This is a genomic window from Saccharothrix syringae (assembly GCF_009498035.1).
Lineage (GTDB): Bacteria > Actinomycetota > Actinomycetes > Mycobacteriales > Pseudonocardiaceae > Actinosynnema > Actinosynnema syringae.
This window is the reverse complement of the sequence record NZ_CP034550.1, coordinates 2505491-2520590: the sequence shown is the minus strand read 5'-3', so window position 1 is coordinate 2520590 and position 15100 is coordinate 2505491. Positions and strand designations below refer to the sequence as shown.

Below are 15100 nucleotides of genomic sequence, written 5' to 3'. Positions count from 1 at the left end.
TTCACGACACCCTCCGCTCCTCGACGGGCAGCGCCGCCTCGAACGCCGCGCACAGCGCGTGCACGGCCACCAGCTGCCCCTCCTGGACGTTGGCCGGGGTGCCGGTCAGGCACAGCGCGTCGTCCGCGGCCTCGGCCAGCGGGTTCGGCGCGGGCCCGGTCATCGCCCACACGTGCGCGCCGGCCTGCTTGCCCGCCTTCACCGCCTCCAGCAGGTTCGGGCTGGCCCCGCTGGTGGACAGCAGCACCACCACGTCGTTGGGCCGGGCGTGCGCGGTGACCTGCCGGGCGAAGACCTGCTCGTAGCCGTAGTCGTTGCCGATCGCGGTCACGCTGGAGGACTCGGCGCACAGCGCGATCGCCGAGAACGGCCGCCGGTCGTCGCGGAAGCGGCCCACCAGCTCGGCGGTCAGGTGCTGCGCCTCGGCGGCCGAACCGCCGTTGCCCGCCGCGAGCAGCCGGCCGCCGTCGCCGAGCCTGCGGGCCAGCAGCGCGCCCCACCGGGTCAGGCGCGGCGCCTGGGCGCGCAGCCCGACCAGCGTCTGGTTCAGGCCGTTGAGGTGGGTGTCGACGCTCATCGGGTGCCTCCCACGGCCACGGCGCGTCCCGCCGTCGCCCGCTCGTAGACGCGTTCGGTGTCCTCGGCGACCCGCTCCCAGGCGTAGCGGACGGCGACCCGGTCCAGGCCCGCCAGGCCGCACGCCTCCCGCCGCGCCCGGTCGACCAGCAGCGAGCCGAGCGCCCGCGCCAGCGCCAGCGGGTCGCGCGGCGGCACCAGCACCCCGGTGACGTTGTGCACGACCGTGTCCCTCAGGCCGCCCACCGCGCTGGCCACCACCGGCTTGCCGCAGGCCATGGCCTCCAGCGGCACGATGCCGAACGGCTCGTACCACGGCACGCACGCCACCACGTCCGCGGAGCGCAGCAGGGCGGGCATCGAGGCCCGCGACACCTGCCCGACCAGCCGCACCCGATCGCGCACGCCGGCCCGCTCGGCGTGGGCCAGCAGGCGCCTCGCCTCCGGGTCCGACGCCACGTCCACCGGGCCGCCCGCGATGACCAGCTCCGCCGAGGGCAGCGACCGCAGCGCGCTGATCAGGTCCTCGAAGCCCTTGCGCGGCACCAGCCTGCCGACCGAGACGATCCGGTGCGGGTGGTCGCGCCGCTCCACCGGGCCCTCGGGCTGGAACCGCTTGAGGTCCACGCCGCACGGCACGACCGAGATCTTCGCCCGCGGCACGCCCATGCGCACCAGCTCGGCCACCTCGTCGTCGCAGGTGGCGGCGACGGCCGCGGCCTCGCGGCCGATCATCCGCTCGATGCCGATGCGCTGCGGCGGGCTGGTGTCGCCGGCGCCCTGGTGGCGGCGCTTGACCGTGCCCAGGGCGTGGTAGGTCTGCACCACCGGGACGCCGGCGTTGCGGCCGGCGAGCACCGAGGCCAGGCCGGACATCCAGAAGTGGCCGTGCGCCACGTCGGGCCGCTGCGCGATCCACCGCTGCTCCAGGAACCGGGCGAAGTCGCCCATGTGCGGCAGCAGCTCGTCCTTGGGCAGCGGCGCCTCCGGCCCGGCGGGCACGTGCACCACGTCGTAGCCCTGGTCGGTGCGCACCCGCTCGGGCAGGTCCGGGTCGTCGCGGCGGGTGCAGACCTCCACGTCGTGGCCGAGCGCGGCCAGGGCCGCCGAGAGCGCGGCCACGTGCACGTTCTGACCACCCGCGTCGACACCCCCCAGCGCCGCCAGCGGGCTCGCGTGCTCGGACACCATCGCGATCCTCATCCGCACACTCCTGTCAGCAACCGGTCCCACGCCCGCAGGAAGGCATCGAGCCCGTAATTCGCCAGGGCGAACTCCCTGGCCTGCTTGCCCTTCTCCCGGGCCAGCGCGGGGTCGGCCACCAGCCCGGCCAGACCGCGCACGAGGTCGTCCACGTCGGTGGACACCACACCCGCCTCGGGCGGCACGGCGCGCACCACCTCGGTGCACGCGAGCGCGACCACCGGCATACCCAGGTGCATCGACTCGATGAGCGAAAGCCCCAGTGACGTCCACCTCACCGGGTGGAGGTACACGCGCCGCCGCGCCAGCTCGCGGTGCAGGGAGTCCAGGTCGTGGTCGCCGCGGCCCACCTCACCCAGCTCCTCGGTCTTCATGCCGTAGACGTCCAGCGGCGCGACCTCGGCGAACCGCGGCAGCAGGTCCGTGCCGACCACCCGGCCGCGGCGCACCGGCTCGTTGACCACGACGGCCGCCCGGGCCAGGTCGCCGCTGTAGAGGTGGCCCGGGTCCACCACGCCGTGCTCGATGACGGTGGTGCGCGCGCTGCCGCAGTCCCACATCAGGTCGTTGAAGTGGGTGACGTGGACGATGGTGCCGTCCCAGTCCTTCAACGGGTGCGGCTGGTTGGGGTGCCTGGGCGTGTTGTGCTCCAGGTAGACGACCGGTATTCCACCCGGCACGTGGCCGATCTCCTCGGGCCGCTGGATGACCGCGACATCGGCGTCCACTTCGGACAGGTCGACCTCGCGGGCGTTCGGCCAGTCCCGGCCGGAGAGCCCGATGCCCTCGGGCGGTCCGGGCAGCAGGTACTCGTGCCCGCCGCGGACGAAGGCGTTCGTCCACGAGCCGTGCACGTGCCACAGGAGGATCTTCACGTCCGCACCCCCACTAGTTCGGCGACGGCGGCGACGACCCGGTCGGGCGTCACCTGGTCCAGGCACGGGTGCCCGGGGATCGGGCACTCGCGCGCCCGGGAGTCCTTGCACGGGGCCTCCTGGTCGCCCAGCAGCACGTGGCGGCCGTACGGGGCCCAGCGGACGGCCGGCACGACCGGCGCGAACAGCGACACCACGGGCGTGCCCACGGCCGCGGCCAGGTGCGCCGGGCCGGTGTTGCCGACCACCACGGCGTCCGCGCGGGCCAGCACCCCGGCCAGCTCGGCGAAGGTGGTGCGCCCGCCCAGGTCCACGCCGTGGGCGCCGGCCACGTACCCGGTCAGCTCCACCTCGTTCGGACCGCCGGTGACCAGCACCCGGTGCCCCGCCTCGGCGAGCGCGACCACGGCCCGCGCGCACCGGTCCGGCGACCAGGCGCGGGCGGGCACGGAGGCACCGGGGTGCACCACCACGTACGGCCCGACCTCGGCCGGCTCGGGCAGCGGCCTGACCAGCAGTCGGCCGTCGTCGCCCGGCGGCAGCTCGAAACCGGCGGCGCGGGCGACCTCCAGCGCGCGTTCGGCCTCCGGGACGTCCGGGTCGTCGCGCAGCCGGACGTCCAGCAGCGAACCCGGGTAGTCGGTGGAGCGCGCGACGATCTTCGGCACGCCGGCGAGCCGGAGCATCAGGGCCAGCGGCAGCGCGCTCTGGTGGAACGAGGTCAGGACGAGTGCCACGTCGGCGCGAATCCCCTTGAGCAGCGCGACCACGCCCTCGATGTCGGGGGTGCGCACCTCGGGGGCCGGGTTGGCGATCCACGGGCAGTCCCAGCGCACCACCCTGGTCACGCCGGGCAGCAGCTCGGCGGCCTGCGCGCCGCCGTGCCCGCACAGCAGCACGACCTCCCCCGCGTGCGCGGCCGCGCGGACCGCCGGGCCGGCGAGCAGCACGTCGCCGTCGCTGTCCAGCCGGGCCACGATCGTCCTCATAGGACCATCGCCCGCACCGCTTCGAGGTCGGGGGCCGTCAGCGGGGCGCGCTCGACCTCGTCCTGCAAGGTCACCGGCGTGGGCACGAGGATCGGCGTGACGCCCGCGGCGAGACCGGCCTCGACGTCGGCCTCGATGTCACCGATGAAGTAGGTGCGCTCGGGGCGCGCCCCGAGCCGCGCGCACGCTTCGAGGACCATGCCGGGCGCGGGCTTGCGGCACGCGCAGCCGTCATCGGGGTGGTGCGGGCAGATCCGCCAGGTGTCGAACCGGCCGAGCAGCTCCTCCACCCGGGCGTTGACCGCGTCCACCTGCTCCCGCGTGAGCAGGCCGCGACCGATGCCGGACTGGTTGGTCACCACGCCCGTGCGCACACCCCGGGCCCGCAGCGCGTGCACGAATTCCCGCGCACCGGGCATCGGCTCGACCCTGGTGGGGTCGCCGTTGTAGGGCACGTCCCTGATGAGCGTGCCGTCGCGGTCGAACAGGACCGCGTCGGGGTACTGGTCCACATTGGAGATTTAGCCCGCAAATCCCGAAGCAAACGCGTTCGGGAGAAACGCTACTCACAGTCACCCCCCGCACGGGGAGGTGTGGGAACCGGGCGGATGGGTAGCCCAAGTGTGAACTCGATCCCCGAGGAGAGGTTGCAAGCAGTGACGACGATCGAGAAGTCGGTTGACGTCGCGGTCCCGGTCACGACCGCGTACAACCAGTGGACGCAGTTCGAGTCGTTCCCGCGGTTCATGGAGGGTGTCGAGCGCATCACGCAGGTCACGCCCACCAAGACCCACTGGGTCACCAAGATCGGCGGCGTGACCAGGGAGTTCGACGCCGAGATCACCGAGCAGCACCCCGACGAGCGCGTCGCCTGGCACACCGTGGACGGCACGCCGCAGGGCGGCGTGGTGACCTTCCACCGCATCGACGACCGCACCACGCGGGTGCACGTGCAGATGCAGTACGACCCCCAGACGCTGACCGAGAAGGCCGGTGCGGCCCTCGGCGTGGTCGACCACCGCGTCAAGGGCGACCTGGAGCGCTTCAAGGAGTTCATCGAGGGGCGCGGCATCGAGGAGGGCGGCTGGCGCGGTGACGTGCAGCGGCCTCCGCAGGCGGGCGAGACCCGCCACGACCTGCCCGACGGCGGTCGGCCGGGCGACCCGCTGCGATGAGCGCGGCGGCGGTGCCGGGACCGCGGCGAGGTGATCGGGTCGGCCCGTTCGTCCCGCATCCCCGCCCGCCGGTCGAAGGCAGTTGAGCGCAGGCAGCGCAGACGCGCAAGACGACGAAGGGCCCGCGGACCACGGTCCGCGGGCCCTTCGTCGTGCCTCGGTCCTCGCCCGGGAGTGCCGGGGATCGGTCGAGCACGAGGATCGTGCCCCGGTCCTCGCCCGGGAGTGCCGGGGATCAGTCGAGCACGAGGATCGTGCCCCGGTCCTCGCCCGGGAGCGCGGGGGATCGGTCGAGCACGAGGAAGGGCCCGCGGACCGAGGTGGTCCGCGGGCCCCTTGAGGTCGACCGCTCCAGTCCTGCCTCAGTCCCGCTTCAACCGGTCGAACAGCTCCGCCACCGACCGCCGCAGCGCGGACGCCGCGTCACCGAGCAGCGACCGGGTCCCGGGCTCGCCCTCGGCGCCCGCCGCGCCCTCGCCGGTCGTCACGTCGTGGTCCAGCAGCTCCCGCACGACCTCCAGCACCACCTCCGGGTGCCCCAGCGGCACCGGCGCCGCGAACGTCTGCGCCGAGCTGATCAGCCCCTCGTGGCGCTTGACCAGCTCACCCACCTCCGACCCGGCCGCGGCGCCCGCGACGAGGTGCACCGGCACCCCGCGGTCGACGAACTCGGCCAGCACCTCGTCCACCTCGCGCCACGGGTCGTCCGACGCGGGCAGGCGGCACCACATGACCTGCAGGTGCTCGGTCAACGGGCGCCACGACGCGGGTAGGTCGCCGTGCACCCCCACGCCCGCCGGGTCGAGCACCACCACGGCCGGTGCGTCGGTCGGGCCCGCCCACACCACCGACGGTCCGTGCGTCCTGGTCTCCTCCATGGCTACACCTCCACCATCGCGGGTTCCACGCAGTACACGGTGTATGCCTGCCGGAGGATCGGCTGCGCCACGTTGCGCACCCGCACGCCGCCGGGCGTCAGCCCGTGCTCGGTGCCGAAGTGCGCGTGCCCGTGCACCGCGAGGGTCGTGCCGGTCGCGTCGATGGCCTCCCCCAGCAGGTAGGAGCCCAGGAACGGGTAGATCTCCGGCGGCTCGCCGCGCAGCGTGTCGGGCACCGGCGCGTAGTGCGTCAGCGCCACCTTCACGTCCGTGTCCAGGCTGTCCAGCGCGGCGCGCAGCGAGTCGGCGATGCCGGTGGTGTGCCCGATGAACGCCTTCATCTCCGGTTCGCCGAACGCGCTGCCGCACTTGCCGGCGAACCCGCCGCCGAAGCCCTTGACCCCGGCGACGCCCAGCGACCGCCCGCCGAACTCGAACGTGGCCGTGCCGCCCTCCAGCACGTGCAGGCCGGCGTCGCCCAGCAGCCGGGTGATCTCCTCGGGCCGGTCGCTGTGGTAGTCGTGGTTGCCCAGCACCGCGACCACGGGCACCGGCAGGTCCTTGAACTCCTCGGCCACCACGCGCGCCTCGGACAGCGTGCCGTGCCTGGTCAGGTCGCCGGCCAGCAGCAGCACGTCGGCGCACTCGCCGAGCTGCTCCAGCGCGGGCCTCATCCGCCCGCTGGCGTCCTCGCCCAGGTGCACGTCGCCCACCGCGGCGATCCTGATCATCACAGCTCCTCCCGGCCGGCCGGCGCGTCGACCGACACCACCTTCACGTCGTCCAGCACGGTCAGCCCGGGTGCGACGTCGTGGATCACCGCCTCCAGGGCGGACCGGCGCTCGGCGGTGGCCACGCTGCCCGACAGCAGCACGTGGTCGCCGCGCACGGTGACGCGCACCCCCTGCTCGGTCGTGCGCGGGTCCTCGGCCAGCGCCCGGCGCAGTCGGGCCGACAGGTACTGCTCGGGCTCGGCGGTCATCACGCGCTCCTGGTCAGCGTCGTCGGGTGCAGCAGGTCGAGGCGTTCCACCAGCACCAGGAACGCCTCCGCGTACGGCGAGTGCGCGGTGGCCTCGCGGACCCTCGGCCAGTCGATCTGCTCGCGCAGCGCGCGGGCGAACGGCAGGAGCTCGCTGAAGTCGCAGCGGTGCCCGTCCAGGACCAGCAGCTTGCTGATCATCACGTCGGTCGCGGGCATCACCGGCAGCGTCACCGACCCGACGGCCAGCTCCTCGGCCTTGGCCAGGGTCTCCTCGGTCACCGGGATTTCGTTCGGGCGGAACAGCAGGTCCACCAGGGACTCGCCGTCGTAGACCTTGAGCAGCCAGTCCTCGGGTGGGGTGGCGGCGCGCATGCCCGCGGCCACCAGTGCCTTCACCGCCGGCTTGGCGTCCTCCTCGCGCACCAGGATGTCCACGTCGTGCTCGGTCGCGGGCCCGCCCCTGGCGTACACCGCGCACCCGCCCGCCAGTGCGAACGGGATGCCCTCGGTGCGCAGGGCCTTGGCCACCTTGGTCAAAGTGCGCAGCAACTCGTTCTGGACACCGCTCATGCCCTGGTGACTACCCGTACGAGTCGGCGTTCACACGGGTAGCCGGGGCCGTGCCGGGTAATCACCGGGCATGACTGCCCAACCCCCCGACCCGGACACGTCCCGCACGCCCGGTGGTGCCGCGCCGCCGGACCCCGACCCCGCCCGCACGCCCGGCCTGGAGCCCGGCGGCGGGGTCGCGCCCGGCGACACCCCGCCCGACGCGGGTCAGACCTCGGGCCTGTCCCACCCGCAGCCCATGCCGTCGCGCCGGGGCCCGGTGGTCACGCTGGTGCTCGTCGTGCTGCTGACCGCCCTGGTGCTGGCGTTCATCGTGGCCGAGGTGATGGGCTGGTCGAAGGTGTTCTAGGCGCGGTCTTCCGGACAGCGGTTCCCCGGTCGGCCGGGGTGGGGTCGGCGGCCGGCCGGCGCACCGCCCGCTTGGCGCCCCTAGGGCTTCAGCGGCGGGCTGGGGCGCAGCCCCTCCTTGCGGCCGAGCCCGCCCAGCAGCTCCCGCAGCGCCTCGCGGGCGTCGTGGCGGGGCTCCCACCCCAGCTCGGCCCTGGCCCGCCCGGCGTCCAGCAGCGGCGCGGTGAGGGCGAGGTCGACCCAGCCGTGGGAGGTGGGCTGGAGGCGCAGGTGCCAGCTGATCCGGGCGGCGGCGCGCAGGGCGGTCGGCGGGAGCGGCACGCGCCGGGCGCCCATCACCTCGGCCAGCACCTCCGGCGTCACCACCGGGTCGGCGACGAGGTTGAACGCGCCCTCGTGGCCGCCGAGCGCGATCCTGGCGACCGCGTCGGCCACGTCGTCGGCGTGGACGAACTGGAGGACCAGCGAGTCCGGCAGCGGCAGCACGGGGATCCTGAGCTTGAACAGCCCGTGCGGGACCAGCCGGCCCAGGAAGTAGCGCTTGATCTCGGCGGCGGCCTCGGCCTGCAGGACCAGGCCGGGTCTGACCCGGGTGACCTTGAGCTGCGGGTGCTCGCGCCGCACCTGGTCGAGCAGGTGCTCCACGGCGGCCTTGTGCCTGCTGTAGTAGGACGTGGAGACGCCGTCGGTGGGCCAGCTCTCGTCGACGGTGTGGTCCTTGGCGGCCGGCGAGTAGGCGCCGACGGAGGACATGTGCACCAGGTGCGGCACGCCGGCGGCGGCCGCGGCGGTGAAGACCCGGTCGCTGCCCGCCACGTTGGTCTTGTAGAGCGCCCGCTCGTCGTGGCTGGGCTGGATCAGCCACGCCAGGTGCACCACGGCGTCGGCGTCGCGGAAGACCTCGGTCAGGGGTTCCTCGGCGCCGTCGCGGCCCAGGTCGACCGTCCTCCACTCGACGCCGCGGTAGGCGTCCCGGGGTTCCGGCGTGCGCCGGGTGACGCCGCGGACCTCGACGCCCGGCTCGTCGGCCAGCCTGCGCAGCAGGGCCGTCCCCAGGTTGCCGGTCGCGCCGGTGACCACGATCCTCATGACGGCCGGGTACCCGCGCGGGTCCGGCGCGACACGGCGGAGGTGCGGCGTTGCTGGAGGCGGCCGGTTGGGGCCTGTTGGCCGGTTCGGCGCTGGTCCTCGGCGCCCTGGTGGGGTACCTGGTGAAGGTGCCGCGCGACGTGGTGGCGGCGGTGATGGGCTTCGGCAGCGGCGTGCTGATGTCGGCGGTCGCGTTCGACCTGATCGACGAGGCCCACTCGCTCGGGGGCATCGGGCCGACCGCGGTGGGCGCCGCGGCGGGCGCGGTGGTCTACACCGGGGCGAACGTCGTGCTGGCCCGCCGCGGCGCCCGGCACCGCAAGCGCTCGGGCGGCCAGCAGCCCTCGGAGCAGGAGCAGGGCGGGTCGGGCACGGCCATCGCGATCGGCGCGCTGCTGGACGGCGTGCCCGAGTCCGTGGTGATCGGCGCGAGCCTGCTCGGCGGCGGCGGGGTCAGCGCGGTGACGGTGGCCGCGGTGTTCATCAGCAACGTGCCGGAGGGCCTGTCCTCGGCGGCGGGCATGCGCCGGGCCGGGCGGTCGCCGCGGTACGTGTTCGGCCTGTGGTGCGGCATCGCCGTGGTCAGCGGCCTGGCCGCGATGCTGGGCTACGCCGTGCTGGCCGGGGCCGACCCGGTGTGGCTGGCCGGCATCACGGCGTTCGCGGGCGGCGCGATCCTGGCGATGGTGGCCGACACCATGATCCCGGAGGCGTTCGAGGACGCCCACCTGCTGGTGGGGCTGGTCACGGTGGCCGGGTTCCTGGTCGCGTTCACCCTGTCCCGGGCGTGACGGTCAGCTCGCGCAGGTGGTCGAAGACCCGGTGCGCGGCGGTGGCGTGCTCCGGGTCCTCGGTGAACATCACGGCGTGCGCGTAGGGGTAGCAGACCACCGGCGGGCCGCCGGCCATCCGGAACAGCGTCATCGGCTGCTCGATGCCCGGGTAGGCGCCCGCGTCGCGCGGGATGACCCGGAAGGTGACGTCGGTGCGGTCGGTGAGCGCGTCGGCCAGCACGTAGGCCGTGCACCGGTCGGCGTCCAGGTCCCGGTAGACGGGTGCGACGCCCAGCGGCGCGTGCAGGTCGATCCGCTCGGCGCTGCGGCACAGCTCGTCCAGCACGGTGGTCGCCGGGGCGCCCCACGAGCACCACAGGTCCTTCTTGGCACCCCGCGGCGAGCCGCCCTCCTCCAGGTTCCGGATGCGGTCGGGCGGCAGTCCGACCCGCCGGGCGAGCTCGTCAACGGTCAGCCCGCGCTGCTCACGGAGGCCGCGCAGCCTGCCCCCCAGCAGACGACCCCGAAGGCTGGGGCGCATATCCATCCCGCACCACTCCTCGCCACTAGGTGGACGTGCGATAACTCTGACACAACATGACCTTGAAGCTGAATATTTATCTGTGAAATGCGCCCGATGAGGCGAACAGATCCCTGCTACTGTCCGCGACGTCGCACAGCTGACGCGTTTCGGAGGTTTTCCGCAGGTGACCGCCCGCGAACCGATGCCACCCTTCGTCCACAAGATCGTCGCCGGGCGGCAGCTGGAGATGCTCCGCACCGCCGCGGGACTCACCCAGGAGCAGGTGGCCGACGCGTGCGGTTGGTCCCAGACCAAGGTGGTCAACGTGGAGCAGGGCGCCATCCGCGTCCGCCCCGACGACCTGGAGCGGCTGCTCGGGGTGCTGCGCCCCGACGACGAGCAGCGCCGCCGCATCCACGAGCACGTCGAGGCGGGCCGCGCGCCGATACCCAAGTCCGACCTGCGCTGGCGCTTCAAGGGCGACGCGCTGCGCAAGGTGGTCGAGATGGAGCGCTCGGCGGCGGTGATGTCCTCGCACTCCAGCATGTTCGTGCCGGGCCTGCTCCAGACCGAGGCGTACATGCGCCACCACTTCCTGGCGTTCCGGCCCGCCCTGGAGGAGGCGGAGATCGAGCGGCTGACCTCGTTGCGGCTCCAGCGCCAACGGGTGCTCGACAACACCGACCAGGAGTTCGTTTTCAGCATCGACCAGGCCGCATTGGCCCGGATGGGCAACATGCCCGGCGCCAACGAACAACTGCTGCACCTGCTCCAAGCCGACGAACGCCCGAACGTCAGTCTGCTGTTCGTCCCCTTCGCACACGGTTATTACCGGGGCCAAGAGGCGCAGTATTCGATCTTCCAATACGACGCTGACCCGACCATCCATTTCGTCTACGTTGAACGTTACGACGGTCGGGAGGTCGTGAGCGACCCGAAGCACGTGGCCGGCGTCCTGGACCTGTGGGAAGAGCAGCGCGCCGCCGGACTGAAGGCCCACGAAGCCACACCGTTCCTCAGGTTCCTGTCCGGCGCCTCCCGGTCCTGACCGACCAGCGGAAGGACGTGAACGCGTTGACCGAACCGACGACGTGGCGAAAGGCGAGTCACAGCCAGGCCGAGCCGGAGAGTTCCTGCGTGGAGGTGTGCTTCTCCGCGGTCCAGGCGGCGGTCCGCGACAGCAAGAACGCGGGGGCGGGTGAGCTGGAATTCTCCCCTGGGGCCTGGCTCGCCTTCCTCGCCGGACAAAGGTGAGACTGGCGCGGCCAGGCAAATGTCAAAGCCGAAGGGGTGCTTCCACGCGGTGTGGAAGCACCCCTTTGTTCGCCGGCTTTTTATCCGCGGTTCACGGTCAGCTCGCGCGCCGCGGCGTAGCGCTCCCGCACGTGCGGGGTCGGGTCCGCCTCGACGAGCGCCGACTCCAGCGAGGCCCAGTGCGGCGGCTCGGCCGCGCCGCCGACCGCCCACGCCGCCTGCCTGGCGGCGCCGTCGGCCACGTACTCGCTGGGTGCCGGCACGACCACCGGGCAGCCGAACACGGCGGGCGCGATCCGCTGCACCGCGGCGGAGCGGGCCCCGCCGCCGATGAGCAGCACCCGCGACACCGGCAGGCCCAGCGCCACCAGGGCGTCGATGGCGTCCGCCAGGCTGCACAGCAGGCCCTCGACCGCGGCGCGCGCCAGGTGCGCCGGGGTCATGGTGTCCAGCCGCAGGCCGTGCAGGGCGCCGGTCGAGTCCGGCTTGTTCGGCGTCCGCTCGCCCTCCAGGTAGGGGACGAAGGCCAGGCCGTCGGCGCCTGCGGGGGCGCCGAGGGCCAGCTCGGACAGCGTGTCCAGGTCCACGCCGAGCACGGCCGCCGTGGCGTCGAGGACCCGCGACGCGTTGAGCGTGCACACCAGCGGCAGGTGCGCGCCCTCCGCGTCGGCGAACCCGTTGACGATGCCGGTGCCGTCCGCCACCGGGTGCGGCGAGCGGGCGAACGCCGTGCCGGACGTGCCGATGGACACCACCACGTCACCGGGCCGCATCTGCACGCCGAGCCCGGCGCCCGCGTTGTCGCCCGCGCCCGCGCCGAACCGGCCGCCGGTCAGCTCGGCCGGGCCGAGCACGCGCGGCACGTGCACCGCGCGGCCCAGCGCCAGCTCCAGCAGGTCCGGCCGGTAGTCCTCGGTGGACGGTGACCAGTAGCCCGTGCCGCTGGCGTCGCTGCGGTCGGTGGTCAGCTCGTCCAGCGAGGTCGAACCGGACAGCTTCCACGTCAGCCAGTCGTGCGGCAGGCAGACCGCCGCGGTGCGAGCCACCGACTCCGGCTCGTTCCGCGCCAGCCACCGCAGCTTGGTGACGGTCAGCGACGCCACCGGCACGCTGCCGATCGCCTCGGCCCACGCGCCCGGCCCGCCCAGCTCGGCGGTCAGCTCGGCCGCCGCGCCCGCGGAGCGGGTGTCGTTCCACAGCAGCGCGGGCCGCACGACCTCGCCGGACGAGTCCAGCGTGACCATGCCGTGCTGCTGGGCGGCCACCGACACGGCCGCCACGTCGTCCAGGCCGCCTGCCTGGGCGATGGCCGCCTGGAGGGCGTCCCACCAGGCGTCCGGGTGCACCTCGGTGCCCGCCGGGTGCGCCGCGCGCCCCTCCCGCACCAAGGCGCCGGAGTCCGCGTCGCGCACCACCACCTTGCACGACTGGGTGGACGAGTCGACGCCCGCGACGAGCGCCATCAGCGCGCGCCCAGCACGTGCTCCAGCGCCAGCTGGGACAGGCGCACGAACCCGTACCCGCGCTCGGCGGCGGCGGTCACGTCCACGTCGTCGGCCTTGATGAAGTCCTGGATCGACTCACCCGGGCTGAGCGTGGGCTCGGCCAGCTCGTACACGCCGCTGGTCTTCAGCGCCTCCTGGACCTCCTGGTCGGCGCGGAACGCCTCGGCCCGCTCGGCCAGCAGCTTGTAGGTCCGCATGTTGGCCGCCGCGCTGGCCCAGACGCCGTCCAGGTCCTCGGTGCGCAGGGGCTTGTAGTCGAAGTGGCGCGGACCCTCGTAGCCGCCGTGCTCCAGCAGGTCGACCAGGAAGAACGCGGACAGCAGGTCGCCGTGGCCGAACACGAAGTCCTGGTCGTAGCGCGGGCCCTTCTGGCCGTTGAGGTCGATGTGGAACAGCTTGCCCTGCCACAGGGCCTGGGCGATGCCGTGCACGAAGTTGAGCCCGGCCATCTGCTCGTGGCCGACCTCGGGGTTCACGCCGAACAGGGCGTGGTGCTCCAGCTCGTTGATGAACGCCAGGGCGTGGCCGATGGTCGGCAGCAGGATGTCGCCGCGCGGCTCGTTCGGCTTGGGCTCCAGCGCGAACTTCAGGCCGTAGCCCTGGTCCTCGGAGTACTGGGCGATGGTGTCGAGCGCTTCGCGGTAGCGGTCGAGGGCGGCGCGGACGTCCTTGCCCGCGTCGACCTCCGAGCCCTCGCGGCCACCCCACAGCACGATGGTCTCCGCGCCGAGCTCCGCGGCCAGCTCCAGGTTGCGCAGCACCTTGCGCAGCGCGAACCGGCGCACGTTGCGGTCGTTGCTGGTGAAGCCGCCGTCCTTGAACACCGGGTGCTGGAACAGGTCGGTGGTGACCATGGGCACCACCAGGCCGGTCTCGTCCAGGGCGGCGCGGAAGGCGGAGACCCGCTTGTCCCGCTCGGCCGCGTCGGCGTCGAAGGGGATCAGGTCGTTGTCGTGGAACGTGATGCCCCACGCACCGAGCTCGGCGAGCTTGCGCACCGCCGTCGGCGCGTCCAGGGCGGGGCGGGTGGCGTGGCCGAAGGGGTCGCGACCCTGCCAGCCCACCGTCCACAGGCCGAAGCTGAACTTGTCCACCACGAGGGCACCTCCAATAAGTTTGATGCCTAAACTTATCGCACCCGACGGATAGGATCCAGTGGTGTCCCGACCGCAGCCAGCGAGCCAGCACACCGTGCGCCGGCACAACTCGGCCCTCGTGCTCGACGCGATCGCGGCCGCGCCCGGCTCGTCCCGCGCCGCCGTGGCCGCCCGGACCGGCCTGACCAAGGCCACCGTGTCCAGCCTGGTCGACCGGATGATCGGCGCCGGGCTCGTGGCCGAGGGCGAGGCGCAGGCGCGGTCCGGGCCCGGGCGGCGCGGCACCGCGCTGCACCTGTCGCCCACCGGGCCGCACGGCCTGGGCGTGGAGGTCGGGGTCGACTACCTGGCCACGTGCCTGGTCGACCTGACCGGGCGGGTGCGGGCGCGGTGGGTGCGGCCCAGCGACAACCGCGCCTCCTCCCCCGCCCGCGTGCTGGCCAAGGTCGCGACCGCGGTGCGCACGGCGGCGGCCGAGGACGTGCCGATCGGCGGGGTCGGGGTGGCCGTGCCGGGCCTGGTGGAGGTGGCGGGCGGCACGCTGCGGGTGGCGCCCAACCTGGGGTGGCGGGAGGTCGACGTCCGCGGCGAGCTGACCCGGCGGATGCCGCTGGACGTGCCGGTGCTGGTGGCCAACGAGGCAAACCTGGCCGCGCTGGCCGAGCTGTGGCACGGCGACGTGTCGACCGACTTCGTGCACATCTCCGGCGAGATCGGCATCGGCGCGGGCATCGTGGTCGGCGGCGGGCTGTTCGAGGGCGTCTCCGGGTTCGGCGGCGAGATCGGGCACCTGTCGGTCGACCCCCGCGGCCCCCGCTGCGGGTGCGGCTCGCGCGGCTGCCTGGAGCGGCTGGCCGGCCAGGACGAGATCGTGCGCGCCGCGGGCGTCACCGGCGTCGACGAGCTGCTGGCGAAGCTGGCCTCGGCGGACCGCACCGCCACCACCGCGGTCCGCTCGGCGGCCCGCTGGCTGGGCGTGGCCCTGGCCGGCGCCGTCAACCTGCTGGACCTGCCCACCGTCGTGCTGGGCGGCACCTACGCCCGCCTGGAGCCCTGGCTGAGCGAACCCCTGCACGCCGAGCTGGACCGCCGCGTCGTCAGCGCCGCCTGGTCCCCCGTCCGCGTGGTCGCCTCGTCCCTGGGCGCCGAGGCGGCCGTCCGCGGCGCCGCCGGCAGCGCCGTCCGCGCCATCCTCGCCGACCCCGACCCCTACATCACCTCGGTCCTGGCCTGACCTCCCCGAACGGACGACACGCGGTGC

19 protein-coding genes are annotated in these 15100 nt (G+C 73.8%); 6 read left to right on the top strand and 13 right to left on the bottom strand.

What is annotated here, in order from left to right; genetic code table 11:
• Position 1: 1 nt before the first annotated feature.
• Genes EKG83_RS11850 through EKG83_RS11830 form a run of 5 tightly spaced genes read right to left on the bottom strand, consistent with a single transcriptional unit; the run spans position 2 to position 4155 of the window.
• Positions 2–577: a D-sedoheptulose-7-phosphate isomerase gene (locus EKG83_RS11850; RefSeq protein ID WP_033427155.1), complete on the bottom strand. Its 576-nt coding sequence runs from the start codon at positions 575–577 to the stop codon at positions 2–4.
• Entirely contained in the window at positions 574–1779 is a 1206-nt protein-coding gene (locus EKG83_RS11845) for a glycosyltransferase (RefSeq protein WP_033427154.1), read from the bottom strand. Before EKG83_RS11845 ends, EKG83_RS11850 begins: the two co-directional genes overlap by 4 nt.
• Entirely contained in the window at positions 1776–2654 is an 879-nt protein-coding gene (locus tag EKG83_RS11840) for a glycosyltransferase (RefSeq protein WP_033427153.1), read from the bottom strand. Before EKG83_RS11840 ends, EKG83_RS11845 begins: the two co-directional genes overlap by 4 nt.
• Positions 2651–3643 carry a glycosyltransferase family 9 protein gene (locus EKG83_RS11835; protein ID WP_033427152.1) on the bottom strand — a complete coding sequence of 331 codons (993 nt, stop codon included), beginning with the start codon at positions 3641–3643 and terminating at the stop codon, positions 2651–2653. The genes EKG83_RS11840 and EKG83_RS11835 overlap by 4 nt, the downstream gene beginning before the upstream one ends.
• Positions 3640–4155, bottom strand: coding sequence for a D-glycero-alpha-D-manno-heptose-1,7-bisphosphate 7-phosphatase (locus tag EKG83_RS11830; RefSeq protein ID WP_228122580.1), 516 nt, complete (start codon positions 4153–4155; stop codon positions 3640–3642). The genes EKG83_RS11835 and EKG83_RS11830 overlap by 4 nt, the downstream gene beginning before the upstream one ends.
• 144 nt (positions 4156–4299) lie before the next feature.
• On the opposite strand from EKG83_RS11830, the gene EKG83_RS11825 reads away from it, so the two are divergent.
• Positions 4300–4818 carry an SRPBCC family protein gene (locus EKG83_RS11825; protein WP_051764191.1) on the top strand — a complete coding sequence of 173 codons (519 nt, stop codon included), beginning with the start codon at positions 4300–4302 and terminating at the stop codon, positions 4816–4818.
• A 362-nt stretch (positions 4819–5180) separates the two neighbouring features.
• On the opposite strand, the gene EKG83_RS11820 is transcribed toward EKG83_RS11825, so the two are convergent.
• The 4 genes from EKG83_RS11820 to EKG83_RS11805 are packed head-to-tail and all read right to left on the bottom strand — an operon-like array spanning position 5181 to position 7250.
• The gene (locus EKG83_RS11820; RefSeq protein WP_051764190.1) at positions 5181–5696 is read right to left on the bottom strand and encodes a hypothetical protein; all 516 of its coding nucleotides are present in this window, start codon (positions 5694–5696) and stop codon (positions 5181–5183) included.
• A 2-nt stretch (positions 5697–5698) separates the two neighbouring features.
• The gene (locus EKG83_RS11815) at positions 5699–6427 is read right to left on the bottom strand and encodes a metallophosphoesterase family protein (RefSeq protein ID WP_033427150.1); all 729 of its coding nucleotides are present in this window, start codon (positions 6425–6427) and stop codon (positions 5699–5701) included.
• On the bottom strand, positions 6427–6678 hold the full coding sequence (locus EKG83_RS11810; protein ID WP_033427149.1) for a BON domain-containing protein: 252 nt from the start codon (positions 6676–6678) through the stop codon (positions 6427–6429). Before EKG83_RS11810 ends, EKG83_RS11815 begins: the two co-directional genes overlap by 1 nt.
• The gene (locus tag EKG83_RS11805; protein ID WP_033427148.1) at positions 6678–7250 is read right to left on the bottom strand and encodes a nucleotidyltransferase family protein; all 573 of its coding nucleotides are present in this window, start codon (positions 7248–7250) and stop codon (positions 6678–6680) included. Before EKG83_RS11805 ends, EKG83_RS11810 begins: the two co-directional genes overlap by 1 nt.
• Before the next feature lie 70 nt (positions 7251–7320).
• Between EKG83_RS11805 and EKG83_RS11800 the strand changes: the two genes are divergently transcribed.
• The gene (locus EKG83_RS11800; RefSeq protein WP_033427147.1) at positions 7321–7599 is read left to right on the top strand and encodes a DUF6480 family protein; all 279 of its coding nucleotides are present in this window, start codon (positions 7321–7323) and stop codon (positions 7597–7599) included.
• Positions 7600–7679: 80 nt separating this feature from the next.
• On the opposite strand, the gene EKG83_RS11795 is transcribed toward EKG83_RS11800, so the two are convergent.
• The gene (locus EKG83_RS11795; protein ID WP_033427146.1) at positions 7680–8687 is read right to left on the bottom strand and encodes an NAD-dependent epimerase/dehydratase family protein; all 1008 of its coding nucleotides are present in this window, start codon (positions 8685–8687) and stop codon (positions 7680–7682) included.
• 50 nt (positions 8688–8737) lie between these two features.
• Between EKG83_RS11795 and EKG83_RS11790 the strand changes: the two genes are divergently transcribed.
• Entirely contained in the window at positions 8738–9478 is a 741-nt protein-coding gene (locus EKG83_RS11790; protein WP_033427145.1) for a ZIP family metal transporter, read from the top strand.
• Here EKG83_RS11790 and EKG83_RS11785 read toward each other — a convergent pair.
• Positions 9459–10007, bottom strand: a complete 549-nt coding sequence (locus EKG83_RS11785; protein ID WP_153278026.1) for a Scr1 family TA system antitoxin-like transcriptional regulator — start codon at positions 10005–10007, stop codon at positions 9459–9461. The two genes, EKG83_RS11790 and EKG83_RS11785, sit on opposite strands and share 20 nt — an antisense overlap.
• Before the next feature lie 160 nt (positions 10008–10167).
• On the opposite strand from EKG83_RS11785, the gene EKG83_RS11780 reads away from it, so the two are divergent.
• Entirely contained in the window at positions 10168–11031 is an 864-nt protein-coding gene (locus tag EKG83_RS11780; protein WP_051764189.1) for a helix-turn-helix domain-containing protein, read from the top strand.
• 17 nt (positions 11032–11048) lie between these two features.
• The gene (locus EKG83_RS11775) at positions 11049–11237 is read left to right on the top strand and encodes a DUF397 domain-containing protein (RefSeq protein WP_322746650.1); all 189 of its coding nucleotides are present in this window, start codon (positions 11049–11051) and stop codon (positions 11235–11237) included.
• 80 nt (positions 11238–11317) lie between these two features.
• Here the strand turns inward: EKG83_RS11775 and EKG83_RS11770 are convergent, their stop codons facing one another.
• The gene (locus EKG83_RS11770) at positions 11318–12700 is read right to left on the bottom strand and encodes a xylulokinase (RefSeq protein WP_033427143.1); all 1383 of its coding nucleotides are present in this window, start codon (positions 12698–12700) and stop codon (positions 11318–11320) included.
• A complete protein-coding gene (gene xylA / locus EKG83_RS11765) occupies positions 12700–13836 on the bottom strand; it encodes a xylose isomerase (RefSeq protein WP_194283063.1) in 1137 nt (378 codons plus the stop codon). The genes EKG83_RS11770 and xylA overlap by 1 nt, the downstream gene beginning before the upstream one ends.
• Before the next feature lie 64 nt (positions 13837–13900).
• Between xylA and EKG83_RS11760 the strand changes: the two genes are divergently transcribed.
• Positions 13901–15073 carry an ROK family transcriptional regulator gene (locus tag EKG83_RS11760; protein WP_033427331.1) on the top strand — a complete coding sequence of 391 codons (1173 nt, stop codon included), beginning with the start codon at positions 13901–13903 and terminating at the stop codon, positions 15071–15073.
• Positions 15074–15100 lie beyond the last annotated feature (27 nt).